Source organism: Reyranella soli (assembly GCF_007992495.1).
Lineage (GTDB): Bacteria > Pseudomonadota > Alphaproteobacteria > Reyranellales > Reyranellaceae > Reyranella > Reyranella soli.
Genome location: NZ_BKAJ01000072.1, coordinates 41,879 through 59,537, shown reverse-complemented (window position 1 = coordinate 59,537; position 17,659 = coordinate 41,879). Strand labels below are relative to the sequence as shown.

Annotated in this window: 15 protein-coding genes and 1 pseudogene; 10 read left to right on the top strand and 6 right to left on the bottom strand. The window is 66.7% G+C overall.

Annotated elements, in window-relative coordinates; translation table 11 throughout:
- Positions 1 to 35 precede the first annotated feature (35 nt).
- Complete coding sequence (locus RSO01_RS20445; RefSeq protein WP_170303218.1) at positions 36 to 1,748, top strand: SulP family inorganic anion transporter; 1,713 nt, start codon at positions 36 to 38, stop codon at positions 1,746 to 1,748.
- On the opposite strand, the gene RSO01_RS47410 is transcribed toward RSO01_RS20445, so the two are convergent.
- On the bottom strand, positions 1,709 to 2,206 hold the full coding sequence (locus RSO01_RS47410) for a hypothetical protein (protein WP_170303217.1): 498 nt from the start codon (positions 2,204 to 2,206) through the stop codon (positions 1,709 to 1,711). The genes RSO01_RS20445 and RSO01_RS47410 overlap by 40 nt on opposite strands.
- Before the next feature lie 127 nt (positions 2,207 to 2,333).
- Here RSO01_RS47410 and RSO01_RS20440 point away from each other — a divergent pair, with 127 nt between their 5' ends.
- The 3 genes from RSO01_RS20440 to RSO01_RS20430 all read left to right on the top strand — a co-directional run bounded on the left by RSO01_RS20440 (position 2,334) and on the right by RSO01_RS20430 (position 4,964).
- The gene (locus RSO01_RS20440; protein WP_170303216.1) at positions 2,334 to 3,479 is read left to right on the top strand and encodes an amidohydrolase family protein; all 1,146 of its coding nucleotides are present in this window, start codon (positions 2,334 to 2,336) and stop codon (positions 3,477 to 3,479) included.
- A 176-nt stretch (positions 3,480 to 3,655) separates the two neighbouring features.
- Positions 3,656 to 4,312: a glutathione S-transferase family protein gene (locus RSO01_RS20435; RefSeq protein ID WP_147151300.1), complete on the top strand. Its 657-nt coding sequence runs from the start codon at positions 3,656 to 3,658 to the stop codon at positions 4,310 to 4,312.
- Positions 4,313 to 4,484: 172 nt separating this feature from the next.
- On the top strand, positions 4,485 to 4,964 hold the full coding sequence (locus RSO01_RS20430; protein WP_147151299.1) for a VOC family protein: 480 nt from the start codon (positions 4,485 to 4,487) through the stop codon (positions 4,962 to 4,964).
- 518 nt (positions 4,965 to 5,482) lie between these two features.
- Here RSO01_RS20430 and RSO01_RS20425 read toward each other — a convergent pair.
- A complete protein-coding gene (locus RSO01_RS20425) occupies positions 5,483 to 6,229 on the bottom strand; it encodes an SDR family NAD(P)-dependent oxidoreductase (RefSeq protein ID WP_170303215.1) in 747 nt (248 codons plus the stop codon).
- Between the two features lie 101 nt (positions 6,230 to 6,330).
- Between RSO01_RS20425 and RSO01_RS20420 the strand changes: the two genes are divergently transcribed.
- From RSO01_RS20420 to RSO01_RS20395, 6 genes and pseudogenes are all read left to right on the top strand, one after another.
- Entirely contained in the window at positions 6,331 to 8,979 is a 2,649-nt protein-coding gene (locus tag RSO01_RS20420; RefSeq protein ID WP_373867932.1) for a flavin-containing monooxygenase, read from the top strand.
- A 73-nt stretch (positions 8,980 to 9,052) separates the two neighbouring features.
- Complete coding sequence (locus tag RSO01_RS20415) at positions 9,053 to 10,255, top strand: PQQ-dependent sugar dehydrogenase (protein WP_308933094.1); 1,203 nt, start codon at positions 9,053 to 9,055, stop codon at positions 10,253 to 10,255.
- Positions 10,236 to 10,811: a c-type cytochrome gene (locus tag RSO01_RS20410; RefSeq protein ID WP_246158613.1), complete on the top strand. Its 576-nt coding sequence runs from the start codon at positions 10,236 to 10,238 to the stop codon at positions 10,809 to 10,811. Before RSO01_RS20415 ends, RSO01_RS20410 begins: the two co-directional genes overlap by 20 nt.
- A pseudogene (locus tag RSO01_RS20405) lies at positions 10,808 to 11,284 on the top strand (ATP-binding cassette domain-containing protein); the annotation flags it as partial. The gene RSO01_RS20410 and the pseudogene RSO01_RS20405, both read left to right, overlap by 4 nt.
- A 212-nt stretch (positions 11,285 to 11,496) precedes the next feature.
- Positions 11,497 to 12,294, top strand: a complete 798-nt coding sequence (gene pedC / locus RSO01_RS20400) for a lanthanide ABC transporter permease protein PedC (RefSeq protein ID WP_147151295.1) — start codon at positions 11,497 to 11,499, stop codon at positions 12,292 to 12,294.
- A gap of 200 nt (positions 12,295 to 12,494) precedes the next feature.
- Complete coding sequence (locus tag RSO01_RS20395) at positions 12,495 to 14,609, top strand: PQQ-dependent dehydrogenase, methanol/ethanol family (RefSeq protein ID WP_147151294.1); 2,115 nt, start codon at positions 12,495 to 12,497, stop codon at positions 14,607 to 14,609.
- Here RSO01_RS20395 and pqqE read toward each other — a convergent pair.
- The 4 genes from pqqE to pqqB are packed head-to-tail and all read right to left on the bottom strand — an operon-like array spanning position 14,560 to position 17,651.
- Complete coding sequence (gene pqqE / locus RSO01_RS20390; protein ID WP_147151293.1) at positions 14,560 to 15,699, bottom strand: pyrroloquinoline quinone biosynthesis protein PqqE; 1,140 nt, start codon at positions 15,697 to 15,699, stop codon at positions 14,560 to 14,562. The genes RSO01_RS20395 and pqqE overlap by 50 nt on opposite strands.
- Positions 15,683 to 15,985 carry a pyrroloquinoline quinone biosynthesis peptide chaperone PqqD gene (gene pqqD / locus RSO01_RS20385; RefSeq protein WP_147151292.1) on the bottom strand — a complete coding sequence of 101 codons (303 nt, stop codon included), beginning with the start codon at positions 15,983 to 15,985 and terminating at the stop codon, positions 15,683 to 15,685. The genes pqqE and pqqD overlap by 17 nt, the downstream gene beginning before the upstream one ends.
- A complete protein-coding gene (gene pqqC / locus RSO01_RS20380) occupies positions 15,982 to 16,734 on the bottom strand; it encodes a pyrroloquinoline-quinone synthase PqqC (protein ID WP_147151291.1) in 753 nt (250 codons plus the stop codon). The genes pqqD and pqqC overlap by 4 nt, the downstream gene beginning before the upstream one ends.
- Positions 16,731 to 17,651: a pyrroloquinoline quinone biosynthesis protein PqqB gene (pqqB, locus tag RSO01_RS20375; RefSeq protein WP_147151290.1), complete on the bottom strand. Its 921-nt coding sequence runs from the start codon at positions 17,649 to 17,651 to the stop codon at positions 16,731 to 16,733. The genes pqqC and pqqB overlap by 4 nt, the downstream gene beginning before the upstream one ends.
- Between the last annotated feature and the right edge of the window lie 8 nt (positions 17,652 to 17,659).

Below are 17,659 nucleotides of genomic sequence, written 5' to 3'. Positions count from 1 at the left end.
CTGGCTTCGTGCCGGCCATCGGGCTGAAGGCGATCATGCGAGGCATTGGCGATTTGCCTGTCCTGGATTGGCTCGCGGGCTATGCGCCGCGTCGCTTCCGACTCGACGCGATCGCGGGCCTGTCGCTTGCCGCCTTCGCCATTCCCGAATCGCTGGCCTATGCCTCGCTGGCCGGCCTGCCGCCGGTCTCCGGCCTGTACTGCTACCTGGTGGCGGGGCTGGCCTACGCGCTGATCGGCAGCAGCCGGCAGGCCGCCATCGGCCCGACCTCGGCGATGTCGATCGCGGTGGCGGCGGGGATCGGCGCGCTTGCGGCCGGCGATCCCGGCCGCGCCGTCGCCCTGGCGTCGGGCATCGCGCTGGTGGTCGGCATAATCTGCATCGTCGGACGGTTCGTCGGGCTCGCCAACCTGGCGTACTTCCTGTCCGATGCCGTCGTCGCGGGCTTCAAGACCGGAGCGGCTCTCTATATCGCGTCGACCCAGCTTCCCAAGCTGCTGGGCCTCGAGGGCGGCCATGGCAACTTCTTCGAGCGGCTCGTCGAGGTCGCGCACGGCCTGCCCGACGCTTCGTGGCCCTCCTTCGCCGTCGGCGCGGCGGCGATCGTGCTCTTCCTCGCCCTGGAGCGCGCCCTGCCTGGCCGGCCGACGACCCTGATCGTGGTCGGCGCGGCGATCGCGCTCGCCTCGGTCTTCGATCCCGGCAGGTACGGCGTGAAGCTGGTCGGCGAGCTGCCGCAGGGCCTGCCCATGCCGGCTCTGCCTGACCTGTCGGCCGACGACCTTGTCGCCCTGCTGCCGACCGCCTTCGCCTGTTTCCTGCTCGCCTACAGCGAGGCGATCTCGGTGGCCCGTACCTTCGCGCAGAAGAACGGCTACGACATCGATCCCGAGCGCGAGCTGCTGGCCGTCGGCGCGTCCAACCTGGCGACGTCGATGGTGCGCGGCTTCCCCGTCACCGGCGGCATGTCGCAGTCGGCGGTGAACGACATGGGGGGCGCCACCTCGCCGATGTCGCTGATCGTCACCTCCGGCGCCGTTGCCTTGACGCTGTTGTTCCTTGCCGGCCTGTTCCGCCATCTGCCGGAGCCGATCCTGGGGGCGATCGTGCTGATGGCGGCCAAGCACCTGGTGAAGGTCGAGGACCTGCGCGAGCTCCGGCGGGCATCGCGCATGGAGTTCCACCTCGCCCTCATCGCCCTGGTCGGAGTCCTGCTGTTCGGGCTGCTGCAGGGCCTGCTGCTGGCGGCGGTCGGCTGCATCATCGCCCTGGTGGCGCGGGCCTCGCATCCCGTGGTCGCGGTGCTGGCGCGCGATCCGGCGAGCGGGCGATACATCAACCACGCGCGCTTGGCAGAGGTCGCAGGTCGGTCATCCGTGCTGGTGCTGCGCACCGCCGGCGGCTGGCTCTACTTCAATGTCGACCAGATCAACCGGCGCCTGCTCGAGTTGCTGGCCGCGGCCGGCCGGCCGATCGATGCGGTGGTCCTGGATTTTTCCATGGTCCCCACGATGGACCTCACGGCGACCGCCGGCCTCAGGTCCCTGGCACGATCGCTTGCGCGGCGGGGCATCGCGCTGCACCTCGCGGAGCTGCGCGACGACCTGCGGGAGGACTTGCAGGCGCGGGGCGCCGAGGCCGACCTCGGCACGCTGGTTTCGCATCGGACGGTCGAGCAGGCTGTCGCCGCTGCACAGGGGCAGGCTGGCTACAGTGGATCGCAGTCGAGCGAAAACCCGACCGCCTGATTGCTGGGCGTGAAGAGCGCCATGCACTGGGCGTGTTGATCCAATGGCGGTCGCCCCGGCGTGCCGGCACAGAATGCATCCTTGTAAGTCTTGCCGCTTCCGCCCGGCGTATCCGCATTCAGTCGGCACCAGAACTCGAACTGGTTGGCGGGGCGGGGACCACACGCGGCATGGCACGTCTTGAAGGTCGTGAGGCAGGGATCGGTCTGGTCCGAATGGGTCGAGCGGCACGCCCTGGCCGCCGTGGTCAGGCAGGCGGACTGTTCCGACGGCGGCTTCGGCGCGCATTCTCTTCGGGCTGTTGGGATGCAGGCCTCATACGTGTCGTGCGCCGTACGGATGCAGGCCTGCGCCGTCGCATCGCACGCTGTTATGCAGGCCGACCGAGTGTCGGCCGAGGCGCTGCCGAAGGCGAAAAGTGTTGCGACCAATAGGGTGATTCCAACGGAGCCGCGCATGTGGCCATCCCCGGCAATATCCGCTGGGCAGGATAACGCAGTCTCCGGCAGCTCTGCAGCCTGCCGTCTTGACGGTGATGAGCCATTTGCCAAAGCTGCCGTCCTGATCAAGTGGGAGGAGCTGCCGGTGGCGTCCCTGGTTCTCTCGTCCGACTCGCACGTCTTCGAGCCGGCCGATCTCTGGCAGACCCGCATCGATGCGGCGTTCCGGGATCGCGCGCCGCGCATCGAGCGCATCGACGGCGCCGACCAGATCGTGGTCGAGGCGGATCAGGTCCTCTCTGGCATCGGCCTCATCTCCAACGCCGGCGCGCGGTTCGAGGCGCCGGAGACGATCTCTGCCCATGGGCGCATGGAAGACGTGCTGAGCGGCGGCTGGGATCCGCAGCAGCATCTCAAGGACATGGCGCTCGATGGGGTGGCGGGCGAGGTGCTCTATCCCTCGCAGGGACTCTTCTATTTCAGGCTGGCGGATTCGGCTCTGATGTCCGCCATCTTCCGCGCCTACAACGACTGGCTGGCCGAGTTCTGCCGCGCCGATCCGGCCCGGCTGAAGGGCATCGCCATGATCAATCTGGACAACGTCCAGGACGGGATCAGGGAGCTGGAGCGGGCAGCCCGGCTCGGCCTCACCGGTGCGATGATCACCGAATATCCCCTGGAAGACCGGCGCTACGACCAGCCCGAGTACGAGCCGTTCTGGGCGGCCGCGGCGGCGCTTGGCCTGCCTATAAGCCTGCACACGGCGACGCGGCGGCAGGGCAAGATCCGCGGCTTCGGCGAAAAGACGCTGCGCGATGCCAGCAGCCGCTCGACCAAGGCCCACTATCCCGCGCTCTCGATGTGCGACCTGATCTTCTCCGGCGTCTTCGAGCGTCACCCGAAGCTCACGCTCGCCATCGTCGAGTTCGAGCTGTCATGGGTGCCCCATGTGCTCTCCTCCATGGACTATACGTACCGCGAGCGCCACGGCGAGGCGATCTACCGCTTCAAGGAGGGCATGATCCCGAGCGACTTCTTCCATCGCAATGTCGTGCTGAGCTTCCAGGAAGACGCCATCGGCATCCGCCTGCGCGACGTCATCGGCGTCGACAACATGATGTGGGGCTCGGACTATCCCCACAGCGAATCGACGTTTCCCCAGTCGCGCAAGATCCTGTCGGAGATCCTGGCCGGCGTGCCCGACGACGAGCAGGCCAAGATCGTCGGCGGCAACACCGCCCGCGTGTATGGCTTCGACGTGACGAACGATTGGGCGAATCGGCCGGATTAGACTCGTCGTCTCGACCGAACTCGCCTCGACTTCGCTTGGGCCCACGGGATCGCCCCGTTCCGTCAGATAGACCGATGGTCATCTTGACTCCGAGTGGCCAGCACCCATACACTTAACGTAATGGTTAACTATCAGCGGCGGAATCGAGTTGAACTCGTCAACCAAGGACTTCGAGGATGATCACTGTCTTTGGCGAAGGGAGAGGGTTCCGGGTCGTCTGGCTGCTGGAGGAGATGGGGCTTCCATACCGGCTGAGGCCGGTGGATATGCTGGCCGGCGTCGAGCACGACGCGGAATATCTGGCCATCAACCCTGCCGGATTCATCCCTGCGATCAAGGATGGCGACGCCACCATGGTCGAGTCGATCGCGATCATGGAGTACCTGATGGCGCGGCATGGGCCGACGCCGCTCGCCCCACAGCCGCACGATCCCGCTTTCCCCGCCTATCAGCAATTCCTTCACCTCGGCGAAGCCGGCCTCGCCACGCCGATGTACTTCGTCGTCGTCAGCCGCCATTTCGCGCCCGAGGCCGAGCGGGAGAACTGGGGGGCCGGCAAGGCGCTGGAAGTCTTCGAAAGCCGCCTGAGGCTGGTGACAAGGCAACTCGCGCGCTCGCCCTATCTGGCAGGCGATCGGTTTACGGCTGCTGACATCTCGGTGACCTACGCCCTGCAATTCGCCCAAAGGACTCGCTGCTTCGTCCTTGGCAAAACAGAGCGCGCGTATGTGGCCCGCACCAGCGGACGCGAAGCCTACAAGCGAGCCATGGAAACATGTCAGGCCACAAAGGCATGGGCTGCAAAGGTGGCCGCCGAAATGGCCGGGCAATAGCCTCGGCGTCATCGCGAGCGCAGCGAGGGATCTTCACTGCTGCCGTAAAGGCCTCTCGCTTCGGTCGGGGTGACAGCCGCTAGATCGTCTTCACTTCGAGGGTGGAGAAATCCGACTGGGCAACCTACCTCGAGACTAGCTGATATTTGGTTCAAACGCGAAAGGACATGTAATGGCAACGGCGAAGAACACGATCTGCCTCTGGTACGACAAGGACGCCGAGGATGCGGCCCGCTTCTATGCCAAGACCTTTCCCGACAGCTCGGTGGGCGCCGTTTTTCGTGCGCCCAGTGACTTTCCGTCCGGCAAGAAGGGCGACGTACTGACGGTCGAGTTCACCGTCGCCGGCATCCGCTGCATCGGCCTCAACGGCGGACCGATGTTCAAGCACAACGAAGCCTTCTCGTTCCAGATCGCCACCGACAATCAGGAGGAGACCGACCGCTACTGGAACGCCATCGTCGGCAATGGCGGCCAGGAGAGCGCGTGCGGCTGGTGCAAGGACAAGTGGGGCCTCTCCTGGCAGATCACGCCGCGCGTGCTGACCGAGGCGATGGCGGCCGGCGGCGATGAAGCCAAGCGCGCGTTCGACGCGATGATGGACATGAGGAAGATCGACGTCGCCAAGATCGAGGCGGCGCGCCGCGGTTGATCAGCAGATCCGGCGGGTTGAAAGCAGTGCTGGCACTCGCGGCCGGCGACACAAGGCGTGGCGTTATTGCGCTTCAGACCCCTCTATGGCGCGCAAAAACTCGCGAAAACGAAACTGGCTGACCTTGACCACAGTGGTTGACAAATGGGCACTGTAGTTATATTGTTGAATCGTTGCGTTGCTCCCTGACGCTCCCGCTCTATGCATCGTTGATCCGAGACCAAAAGGCTGCCGCCGACACTGCGCGCGGCAGAGGAATCTGTCACCCGGCGCGGGGGTTACCCCGCGCTTACCGAAGCGAGGGGCCTTTAGGCAGCAGGAAAGGTCCCTCCCTTCGGCTTCGCTCAGAGCAGGCGCTGCGCTTGGGATGACAGCGGGGCTGTATCATGCATCTGTGGTGCCCAACTAATAGGGGGGCACGCCAGTGCAATCCGCTACGCAGGGACTACCGGAAAGGGCGGAAAGGGCGCTAACCTCCCGCACCACTGACGGCAGTGCATGCACTGTCGGGCGGCGTCTCAGTACATGACGTCGCCGCCGTTGGGTGACAGCGTCGCGCCGACATAGAAGCCGCCGTCCGGACCGGCCAGCAACAGGGCGGTCGCGGCGATTTCCTCCGGCCGGCCGAAGCGGCCGACCGGTAGGGCATCGATGAAGGCCTGGCGATCCGCGGGTGTCATGGTCGCCGTCAGGTCGGTGACGACCGGGCCGGGCGCGATGGCGTTGACGCGGACGCCCTTCGGTGTCGCTTCCCACGCCAGCGCGCGCGTGAAGCCCATGATGGCGGCCTTGGCGGAGGAGTAGGGTGCGGAGTTCACTGCGCCCTTCAGGCCACGCTGCGAGGCGACGTTGATGATGCAGCCCTGTCCGCGAGCCACCATCGCCGGGTAGATCGCCTGGGCCATGAAGAACATCCCCTTCACATGGACGGCGAAGATGCGGTCGAACTCCTCCTCGGTGTAGCCCTCGAAGGGCTTGCGGATGTTGATGCCAGCATTGTTGAACAGGATGTCGATCGGTCCCAGCTCGCGTGCCGCCTGTTCGGCAAAGCCTCGTCCGGCCGCGATATCCGCAACATCGACCGAGCGGTGCAGGGTGCGCCGACCCAGAGCGCGGATTTCGCCGGCGGTTTCGTCGGCCTTGGCGTCGTCGTTCAGATGGCAGAAGGCGATGTCCGCGCCTTCGGCCGCGAAGGCCAGCGCCGTGGCGCGGCCGATCCCGCGCGACCCGCCGGTTACAAGGGCGATTTTTCCCGCAAGCTTCATGCTGTTCTCCGATGAATCGACGCCGTGAGCAAACGGGGGCATTATTGCTGCCGGAGCCAGTCGGTTCCATCCGAACAAGACGCAACAGGAGGAGCGCCATCATGCCACTCCCAAGTGCTTCGCAGACGCCAAGTGAGATGGGCGCCGCCGGCGCGCAGGATGCGCAACAGGTCGACGTCGCCGTGGTCGGTGCCGGTTTTGCCGGCCTGTATCTGCTCATTCGCCTGCGCCGGGCGGGCTTCACGGCCGTGGCGCTGGACACGGCCGACGATGTCGGCGGCACCTGGTACTGGAACCGCTATCCCGGCGCCCGCTGCGACATCCAGACCACCGACTACAGCTACACTTTCGATCCGGAGCTGGAGAGCGCCTGGCATTGGTCGGAGAAGTACGCAACCCAGCCCGAGATCCTGCGCTACCTGGGCTTCGTCGCCGATCGCTACGACCTCAGGCGCGACATCCGCTTCGGCACCAAGGTACTGACGGCGACCTGGGACGAGGCCGCGCAACGCTGGTTGCTCACGACCGACAACGGCAAGCCCGTGTCCTGCCGCTACTACATCATGGCGAGCGGTTGCCTTTCTGCGCCCAAGCCGCCGGAGATCGACGGCGTCGGCGATTTCAAGGGCGAGATCTACTTCACCGGCCGCTGGCCGCATGACGGCGTCGAGCTTGCCGGCAAGCGCGTCGCGGTCATCGGCACGGGGTCGTCGGGCGTCCAGTCGATCCCAAAGATCGCCGAGCAGGCGGCGCGTCTGACGGTGTTCCAGCGTACGCCGAACTTCGCTTTCCCGGCGCACAACGGCCCGTCGCCGGCCGATCGGGTCGCGGCGCTGGAAAAAGACCGCGCCGATTATCGTGCGCAGGCCCGCATGTCGCTGACCGGCGTGCCGTTGGAGCGGGCCACGGAGTTCAGCTGGCAGCTGAGCGAGGCCGAACGTCGCCAGCGTTTCGAGAAGGCGCTGGCCGCCGGCGATCTCGTCGCCATGCTGAGCCAGCTGTGGGCCGATCAGGGCGGCGACCTAGAGGGCAATGCGCTGGCGTCCGATCTTTTGCGCGAGCGGATCCGCTCGATCGTGAAGGATCCCGAAACGGCGGAAGCGCTCACGCCGCGCGACCATCCCTTCGGGTCCAAGCGCCCGTGTCTGGAGACCGACTACTACGCGACGTTCAACCGACCCAACGTCACCCTGGTCAACCTGCGGCAGGAGCCGATCCAGGCGATCACGGCGTCGGGCATCAAGACCGACCGGCGCAGTTTCGATCTCGATGTGATCGTGTTCGCCACCGGCTTCGACGCCATGACCGGCGCGATCACGTCGGTCCATCCGATAGCGGGGCGCGGTGGGAAATCGATATCCGACGTCTGGGCCAGCGGGCCTAAAACCTATCTCGGGCTCACCGTGGCCGGCTTCCCCAACCTGTTCATGATCACCGGACCCGGCAGCCCGTCGGTGTTCTCGAACATGGTCGTGTCGATCGAGCAGCACGCCGACTGGGTCGTCGACTGCCTGATGGCGATGCGCGAGGCGGGGTTCACCGCCATCGAGGCGACCGAAGCGGCCCAGGCCGGTTGGGCGCGGCACATGGCCGACTGCTCGCAGCTCACGCTGCATCGGCTGGCCAACACCTGGTACACAGGAGCGAACGTGCCGGGCAAGGCGCCGGGCCTGATGCCCTATCCGGGCGGCGTCGGCCCCTACCGCACGATCTGCGACGAGGTCGTGAGCCGCGGCATGCTGGGCTTCACGCTGAGCGGCCCCAATGGCGCCGCGCAATGCGACGACGGCGAGATCGTTCGACTGCAGCCCGACGTGCGGCTGGTGTTGAACATGCTGGCCGACCTGAACTTGCCGCCACTGGAATCGTTCGGCGCCGAGGGCGCGCGCGGCTTCGTCGCCCAGTTCAACGCGACCCGTCCCGCCGGCCGGCCGGTCGGCGAGGTTTTAGACGGCACGTTGGCCGGCGCCGACGGTCCACTGCCGTACCGCCTCTATCGACCGGCGACGCCGGGACCGCATCCGATCGTGGTCTATTTCCATGGCGGCGGCTGGGTCCTGGGGGATGCGCAGTCCGACGATCCGTTCTGCCGTGACATGTGCCGGCGCAGCGGCATGATCTTCGTCAGCGTCGGTTACCGGCACGCGCCGGAGCATCGCTTTCCGGCGGCAGCCGAGGACGGCTACGCGGCGCTGCGCTGGATTGGCGAGCACGCCGCGGAACTCGGTGGCCGGCCCGGCCCGCTGCTGGTCGCAGGCTGGAGCGCCGGCGGCAACATCGCGGCAGTGACCTGTCAGCTGGCGCGCGACCGCGGCGGACCATCGATTGCCGGCCAGCTCCTGGTAAACCCGGTCACCGACTGCACGTTCGACCGGCCATCCTACGTCGAGAACGCGACGGGCTACTTCCTGACGCGCTCGTTGATGTACTGGTTCTGGGACCTCTACTGTTCGCCGGCCGACCGGACCGATCCGCGCGCGTCGCCGCTGCGCGGCAAGCTCGAGGGCCTGCCCGCCGCGTTCGTGGTGACCTGCGAGTTCGATCCCTTGCGCGACGAGGGCATCGCCTATGCCGAAGCCTTGGCCGCTGCCGGCGTACCGGTAGAGCAGCTCCAGGCGGGCGGACACTTCCACTCGTCGTTCACCATGGTCGACGTGGTGGCGACCGGCGTAGACGGCCGCGCGAAGATGGCCGAAGCCCTGCGCCGCTTCGCCGAAGTAGAGGAGGCCATGCCCAAAGCCGCGGAATAGGCGGTCGATCAGAGAAGACAACCAAGATCGCAAGGGAGGCGCCGTCATGCAAAGTGCAGGCATTTTCTCTTCAATGCGTGCGATCGGCATCGGCCTGATCGGGTTTCTGGTCGTCAGCGCCGCCGCCAAGGCGCAAACCCAGCAGGCGGCCGACTCGCCACCGTGGAAGCAGGGCATGCCGGCGGCCATCGTCGATTCCAAGCTGGCGCCGATCGCACCGCCGCCGCTGCCCACGCCGGCAGACAAGCTTCCGCTCGACAAGCTCAAGGTCAAGGATGGCTTCAAGATCGAGGTCTATGCGGCCGGCGTTCCCAACGCGCGCACGCTCCGGCTCGGCGACAAGGGTACCGTTTTCGTCTCGAGCCGCGTGCAGGACAAGGTGCATGCCATCGTCACCAAGGACGGCAAGCGCGAGGTGAAGGTGATCGCCTCCGGCCTGCATCGGCCGAACGGCATCGCCCTGCACGACGGCACGCTCTACATCGCCGAGCTCTCGCAGATCTCCAGGATCGACAAGATCGAGGACAATCTCGACAGTCCACCGAAGCCCACCGTCATCCTCGACGGTCTGCCGAAGGACGAGCCGCATGGCTGGAAATACCTGACCGTCGGACCTGACGAGAAGCTCTATTTTCAGGTCGGCGCGCCCTGCAACATCTGCATGCCGTCGGACCGCCACACCAAGATCTATCGCGTCGGCCTCGACGGGAAGGGCCTCGAGGTCTACGCCCACGGCATTCGCCAGATCGTCGGCATGGACTGGCATCCGACGCTGAAGCAGCTCTATTTCTCCGAGAACTCGCGCGACTGGCTGTCGGAGGATGTGCCGGAGGACAAGCTCAATCGGGTCACCCAGCCCGGCAAGGATCACTTCGGCTTCCCTTATTGCCATCAGGGCAATTTCACCGATCCGGAATTCGGTTGGGGGCGGTCGTGCAGCGAGTTCACGGCGCCCGTCACCCTGGTCGGCCCGCATTCGGCCGCGCTCGGCATGAAGTTCTACACGGACAACGGCCTTGGCGATGACTATCGCGGCGTGCTCTTCCTCGCGCGGCACGGCTCCTGGAACCGCACGGTGAAGGTCGGCGGCGACGTTTTGGCCATCAAGCTGAACGACGACGGGACCTTCCGGTCGATGGAGCCTTTCATGACGGGCTTCATCCAGGACAACAACTACGTCGGACGTCCGGTGGACGTCCTGCCCATGCCTGACGGCTCGTTGCTCGTGTCCGACGATTTCAACGGCGCCGTCTATCGTGTCAGCCGCGCACAGTAAGCCGGTTGTCCTGATCCTGCTCTACGCCTGGACGTCGTGTGCGTGGGCGGAGGCGCTGCAGGAGCGCATTGCGCCTTGCCTGGCGTGCCACGGCGAGCACGGGCAATCGGCCGTGCCCGAGGTCCCGTCGCTCGGCGCGCAGACTTCGCCTTACCTTCTTATCCAGCTTTTCCTCTTTCGGGAGAAGCTGCGGCGCCACGAGATCATGAACGAGGCCGTGAAGGGTTTCAGCGACGACGACCTGCGCACCTTCGCCGACGCGCTGGCCAAGCTGCCGCCGCCGGCGCCGGCAAACGAGGCGGCCGATCCGGCGCGCATGGCGCGCGGGCAGGCGCTGGTTCAGCAATATCGCTGCAACGTCTGCCACGCCCCCGATCTGGCCGGCCGCGAAGCCGTGCCGCGGATCGCCGGTCAACGCGAGGATTTCCTGGTCAAGACGCTGCGCGAATACAAGACCAACCAGCGTCCCGGATACGACGCGTCGATGGGCGACGTCATGCAGCCCATTCCCGACGCCGACATCCCGGATCTCGCCTACTTTTCGGCGCGACAGTGAGCGCGCTCGAGATCCGTGACGTCAGCCATGCGTACCGCAAGCCGGCGCTGCGGGGAGTCTCGTTCTCGATCGAACCCGGCGACTTCGTCCTGTTGCTCGGCCTCAACGGCGCAGGAAAGACGACGCTGTTCTCGCTGATCGCAGGCCTGCTCGGCCTGCAGCAGGGATCGATCCGTGTGCTCGGGCATGAGGTTGGACGGAGCGCCGCCCTCGCCGGCTGCGGCTTCGTCTTCCAGCAGTCGGCGCTCGATCTCGATCTCACGGTAGCCCAGTCGCTGCGCTACCACGCCGCGCTGCACGGCCTGTCGCGCAGCGATGCACGCAAGCGGATCGAGCAGGAGCTCGAGCGCTTCGGCCTCGCCGCGCGCATGCACGATCTGGTGCGCACCCTGTCCGGCGGCCAGCGCCGCCGCGTCGAAATCGCGCGCGCCTTGCTGCACCGGCCGTGCCTGTTGCTGCTCGATGAGGCGACGGTGGGCCTCGACGTCCCGAGCCGTCGCGCCATCGTGCAGCGCGTGCGGGCGCAGTGTGCCGAGGAGGGGGCGACGGCGCTGTGGGCGACTCACCTGCCGGACGAGGTCGAGCCCGGCGACCGCACGATCGTGCTGCACGAAGGCCAGGTTCGCGACGATCGTCGCGACATCGCGGCCGCGTCGCTGCCCGATTATTTCGCCGGCCTCGCATCATGACGGCCAAGGCCCTGCGCTGCTTCGTCGGCATCGTCGAGCGCGAGTTCCTGCGCTTCCTGCGCCAGCGCAGCCGCTTCTTCGCCTCCCTGGTGCGACCGCTGGTCTGGCTGGTGATCTTCGGCACCGGCCTGCGCACGATGGTCGATTTGTCAGGCACACCACCCTACGGGCCCGGCGTTGCGTACGAGGACTACATCGTGCCCGGGCTGGTCGGGCTGGTCCTGCTGTTCAACGGCATGCAGATCGCCCTGTCGATGGTGTTCGACCGCGAGATGGGCAGCATGAAGGTGCTGCTGGTGAGCCCGCAGCCGCTCTGGTACCTGCTGACCTGCCGACTGGTGGCAGGCGTCATCGTGGCGCTGCCCCAGGTCTATGCCTTCCTGGCCTGCGCCTGGCTGTGGGGCGTGCGGCCGCCGCTCAGCGGCTATCTCTACGCGCTGCCGGCGGTCATCCTGGCGGGCCTGATGCTGGGTGCATTGGGACTGCTGCTGTCGTCGCTGGTCGAGCAGCTGGAAAACTTCGCGGGCGTCATGAACTTCGTGATCTTCCCCGTGTTCTTCGGCTCGACCGCGCTCTATCCATTGTCGCGCCTCAGCGACGCCAATGCCGTGCTGGCCGAGGTGGCGCGGCTCAATCCGTTCAGCCACGCCGTCGAGCTGGTCCGCTTCGCCCTGTATGGCCGGCTCGACATCACGGCCCTCGTCGCCACTGTCGTGATGACCGTCGTCGCCATGGCCCTCGCGGTCTGGCGCTACGACAGCGGCCGCATCCTGCGTCGGTCCCTTGCTGCATGACCATGGCCGCGTCGTAATCGTGCATATCTAGCGACCCATTGACGAGTTTGCCGGCGCGGGCGCACCATCCACTTGAGCGCGTGCGACGCAATAGTCATCGGCAACTGTCGCGTACGAGTTCGTCGTCCTCTCGCTATCGTCATCGTCCTGCGTCGTTCGGAAACGCGCTTGGTCCACCACAGGCCAATCGGGAGGTTTCCATGACACGTACTCTGCTGTTGGCGGGCGCAGCGGCGCTGGCCTTTTGCTCCGGCGCCATGGCCCAGGATGCCAAGGGCTCGCCCGGTCACATCAAGGCCGTCACGTCGGCGGTCGACGGCAACTGGATCAAGAGCAATGCCGCCACGTCGAAGGACTGGCCTGCCATCGGCCTCGATTTCGGCGAGACGCGCTTCAGCAAGCTCGACCAGATCAACGCCTCCAACGTCAAGGAGCTCGGCCTGGCCTGGTCCTACGATCTCGACTCGGCGCGCGGCGTCGAGGCGACCCCGATCGTGGTCGACGGCATCATGTATGTCAGTGCGCCGTGGAGCGTCGTCCATGCCATCGATGCGCGCACCGGCAAGAAGATCTGGACCTACGATCCCGAGGTGGCGCGCGACAAGGGCTACCGCGGCTGTTGCGACGTCGTGAATCGCGGCGTTGCCCTGCACAAGGGCAAGGTCTTCGTCGGCGCCTATGACGGGCGGCTGATCGCCCTCGACGCCGTGACGGGCAAGAAGGTGTGGGAAAAGGACACCATCATCGACCACAAGCATTCCTACACGATCACCGGCGCGCCGCGCGTCGCCAACGGCCGGGTGATCATCGGCAATGGCGGCGCCGAGTATGGCGTGCGCGGCTACGTCACCGCCTACGACGCCGAGACCGGCAACCAGGCGTGGCGCTGGTTCGTCGTGCCGGGCGATCCTGCCAAACCCTTCGAAGACGAGTCGATGGCGGCGGCGGCCAAGACCTGGGACCCTGCCGGCAACTACTGGGTGAATGGCGGCGGCGGCACGGTGTGGGACAGCATCACCTACGACCCCGACCTCAACATGGTGTATCTCGGCACCGGCAACGGCTCACCGTGGAACCGCAACCTGCGCAGCCCGGCCGGCGGCGACAATCTCTATCTGGCGTCGATCGTCGCGCTCAATGCCGATACCGGCAAATACCTGTGGCACTACCAGGAAACGCCCGGCGACAACTGGGACTACACGTCGACCCAGCCGATGATCCTGGCCGACATCGCGATCGACGGGCAGCCGCGCAAGGTCATCCTGCACGCGCCCAAGAATGGCTTCTTCTTCGTCATCGACCGCACCAACGGCGAGTTCATCTCGGCCAAGAACTTCGTCGACGTGAACTGGGCCACCGGCTACGACGCCAACGGCCGGCCGATCGAGGTGGCCGAGGCGCGCTCGCCGGACAAGCCGTTCGACACCGTTCCCGGCCCCTATGGCGCGCACAACTGGCATCCGATGTCGTTCAATCCCGGCACCGGGCTGGTCTACCTGCCGGCGCAGAACATCCCGGTAAACCTGACCGGCCAGAAGAACTGGAAGCATGACGCCAAGAAGCCCGGCGAGTTCATGGGCAATCTCGGCTGGAACGTGGGCTACGACATCAACGCGACGCCGCCCACCGCGCCGATGTTCGGCCGGCTGATCGCCTGGGATCCGGTGAAGCAGAAGGAGGCCTGGCGCCAAGAGCATGTCTCGCCGTGGAACGGCGGCACGCTCACGACGGCGGGCAATCTCGTGTTCCAGGGCACGGCCGACGGCCGCTTCGTCGCCTACAACGCCACGACCGGCGAGAAGCTGTGGGAGAAGCCGACTGGTACCGGCGTGGTGGCCGCGGCATCGACCTACATGATCGACGGCAAGCAGTACGTTTCGGTGGCGGTGGGCTGGGGCGGCGTCTACGGCGTGACGGCGCGCGCCACCGAGACCAACAACCCGGGCACCGTCTACACCTTCGCGGTGGGCGGCAAGGCGGCACCGCCGGCCTTCACCAAGTACCAGATGGAGAACCTGCTGACGGGCGTGAAGTACGATCCGGCCGACGTCGCTCCGGGCACGCTGGCCTACGTCTCCAACTGCGCGATCTGTCACGGCGTGCCCGGCGTCGACCGGGGCGGCAATGTCCGCAACCTCGCCTATGTCGGCGCCGATCCGATCCGCAATCTCAAGACCATCGTGTTCAGCGACGCCTACGCCGCGCGTGGCATGCCGAACTTCACCGGCAAGCTCAGCGAGGACGACGTGGTCAAGCTCACCGCCTTCATCCAGGGCGTTGCCGATTCGGTTCGCCCGAAGGACGCGTCGAAGTAGGCGCGTTACTGTAACGCCGATAAACGAACGCCGGCGGGAGGCCTTCGGCCTCCTGCACCGCGGCCGCGACCACGCTGTGGTCGGGCGACAGCGTGCAGACCGGGTCGGTGCGGCCGGCGTCGCCTGCCAGCAGGAAGGCCTGGCAGCGGCAGCCGCCCCAGTCGATCTCGCGCCGATCGCAGCTGCGGCAAGGCTCGGCCATCCAGTCGGTGCCGCGGAAGCGGTTGAAGGCATCGGACTCGTGCCAGATGTCTGAAAGGCTGTTCGTGCGCACCGAGGGGAAGGCGATGCCGGGCAGCGTCTCGGCGGCATGGCATGGGACGGCGATGCCCGACGGCATGATGTTGATGAACTGGCGACCCCAGCCGCTCATGCAGGATTTCGGCCGCACGCCGTGATAGTCGGGCACGACATAATCGATCGTGAGCACGCCTTTCAGCCGCTGGCGCGCCGCCTCGACAGCCTCGGTGGCCTGGTCGAGCTGGCGGCGGGTCGGCAGCAGAGCGGCGCGGTTGGCGAATGCCCAGGCATAGTACTGGACATGGGCGATCTCGACGCGCCGCGCGCCCAGTTTCAGCGCCATCTCGATCATCTGCGGCACGCCGTCGAGATTCTGGCGATGTACGACCAGGTTGAGCGTGAGCGGCAGGCCGGCGGCGCGCACTGCCTCCGCAAAGCGCGTCTTGCGGTCATGCGCGCCTGAAAGCCCGGCGATGCGATCGCCGTTGTCGGCGGAAAAGTCCTGGAAGCTCAGCTGCACGTGCTTCAGCCCTGCCTTGGCGAAGGCCTCGATCTCGCGTGCGCCGCCCAAGGCGCCGGAGGTGATGAGGTTGCTGTAGAGGCCGAGCCCGTTCGCCTCGCCGATCAGGGCCAAAAGATCACGCCGCGCCATCGGCTCGCCGCCGGAGAAATGCACCTGCAGCACGCCGAGCGCGGCCGCTTCGGCGAGCACGCGGCGCCAGTCCTGCTCGGAAAGCTCGCCCGCGGCGCGTTCGAGGTTCACCGGGTTGGAGCAATAGGGGCAGGCGAGCGGACAACGATGCGTCAGCTCGGCGAGCAGGGCGAGCGGCGGATCAACCCGGGCCGGCACCGGCGAGACATCCCTTGTCGGCGAGGTCCTGCAGCATGGCGGTGACGTCCTTGGCGATAAGATCGCGTGGCGCCTGACTGTAGCGGGCGGCGAGCGAATCGACGATCCCTGAAACGCCGGTCTTGCCGTCGACCAGCTGCAGGATCTCGACCGCCTGCTCGTCGGGCAGCATCAAGCGCTCGGGCGCCAGGATGATCCACCGCTTCCGCACCTCGTCGAAGCGGAACACGATGTGCGGCGCGAAGTTCAGCACGCTCTCAGCGGAGACGACGAGGCGGTCCATCATTTCCCCTCCGGCACGAAGGCGCCGGGCGGTATCAGGCCCGGCTCGACATAGGCGAAATGCAGCGCGTCGAGCTGCGCCCACAGCACGTCGCACTTGAAGCGCAGCGCCGCCAGCACGGCCTCCTGGTCGGCGCGCGTCGTGGCGTGCTGCTTGACGTAGCCGAGCGCGAAGTCGACGTCCTGCGGCGCCTGGGTGAGGCGCGGCGTGAAGTAGGCCAGCGTCTCCTCGGTGATGAAGGAATACCCTGCCAGCATGCCGCGCACGCGATCGGCGATGATGTCGGGCGAGAACATCTCGGTCAGCGACGACGCGATGCCTTCCAGGATCGGCCGGTCGCGCACGAAGTTGACGTAGGCCTCGACTGCGAAGCGCGTGCCGGGAAGAATGCCCTCGGTCGACTGCACGTAGGTGCGATCGAGCCCGACGCCCTCGGCCAGCTTCAGCCAGCGCTCGATGCCGCCCTTGCCGGGACCGTCGCCGTCATGGTCGATGATGCGCCGGCGCCATTCGCGGCGCAGCTCCGAGGTCGGCAGCCGCACCAGCGCGTGGGCATCCTTGATGGGGATCATCGCCTGGTAATAGTAGCGATTGAGCGCCCAGGCCTGGACCTGCGCGCGCGTGAGCTTGCCTGCGTGCAGGAGCTTGTGGAACGGATGAAGATGGTGGTAGCGCACCGCGCCGATGGCGCGCAGCTCGGCCTCGAGCTTGTCAGGTGCCAGCAGGCGATCGCTCCCCAAATCGGCATTCATGGACTGACCTCCATGCCGTCATAGGCGACTTCCCATCCTTCCTTCTCGACGGCGATGCGTTCGGCCGAATCATCGAGCAGGATCGGATTGGAGTTGTTGATGTGGATGAGGATGCGGCGCTTGACCGGGATGTCGCGGAAGGCGGCGACCGTGCCGTCCGGACCGCTGACGCTCATGTGGCCCATGCGCTGGCCCGTCTTGGGGCCGAGCCCGAGCGCCACCATCTCGTCGTCGCGCCACAGCGTGCCGTCGAACAGCACCACCGCGGCGCCGGAGAGCCGCCGTCGCAGCGCATCGGTCATGCGCGCACAGCCCGGGATGTAGATCAGCCGCTGCCCATCGGCGCGGATTTCTACGCCGACCGTGTCGCCCGGTTGGCCGGCGAGATCGGTGTTGCGCCCGCCTTCGAGGTACAACGCGACCTTGCCCGGAACGTCGAACAGCTCGACCTCCAGCCCGCTCGCGCTGCCGTCGAGATGGCTGAGCGTGAATGGCTGGCCGAGCGGCACTTCCTCGCGGAGAACGCACTCCGGCGACAGCACGCCGAAGATCGGATTGGCGTCGAGCACGTCCAGCACGCGCTGGGTGGCGTAGAGGGAGAAGGGCTGGCGTTCGCGCAGGTGCAGCAGGCCGGCGATGGCGTCGACGTCGGCGCCGGTCAGGATGACGCCTTCGATCGGCGAGGAGCGCAGCGCCCGTCGCGGATGAAGGATCGGCTGCGCCTGGATCTGCTGGCGAAGGTCGGGGGAGGCGTTGATCAGGAACCAGCGTTCGCCGTCGCCGCTCACGGCGAGCGAGGCCTGCGTCCGGGCCGCGGCCTTGCTATCCCCGGCGCGTGCACGACGACATGCCTCGGCGTTAGAGTTCCATTGTGGGAAGCCGCCGCCGGCGGCGGCCCCCAGAACAACGGCTTTCACGGTGACCG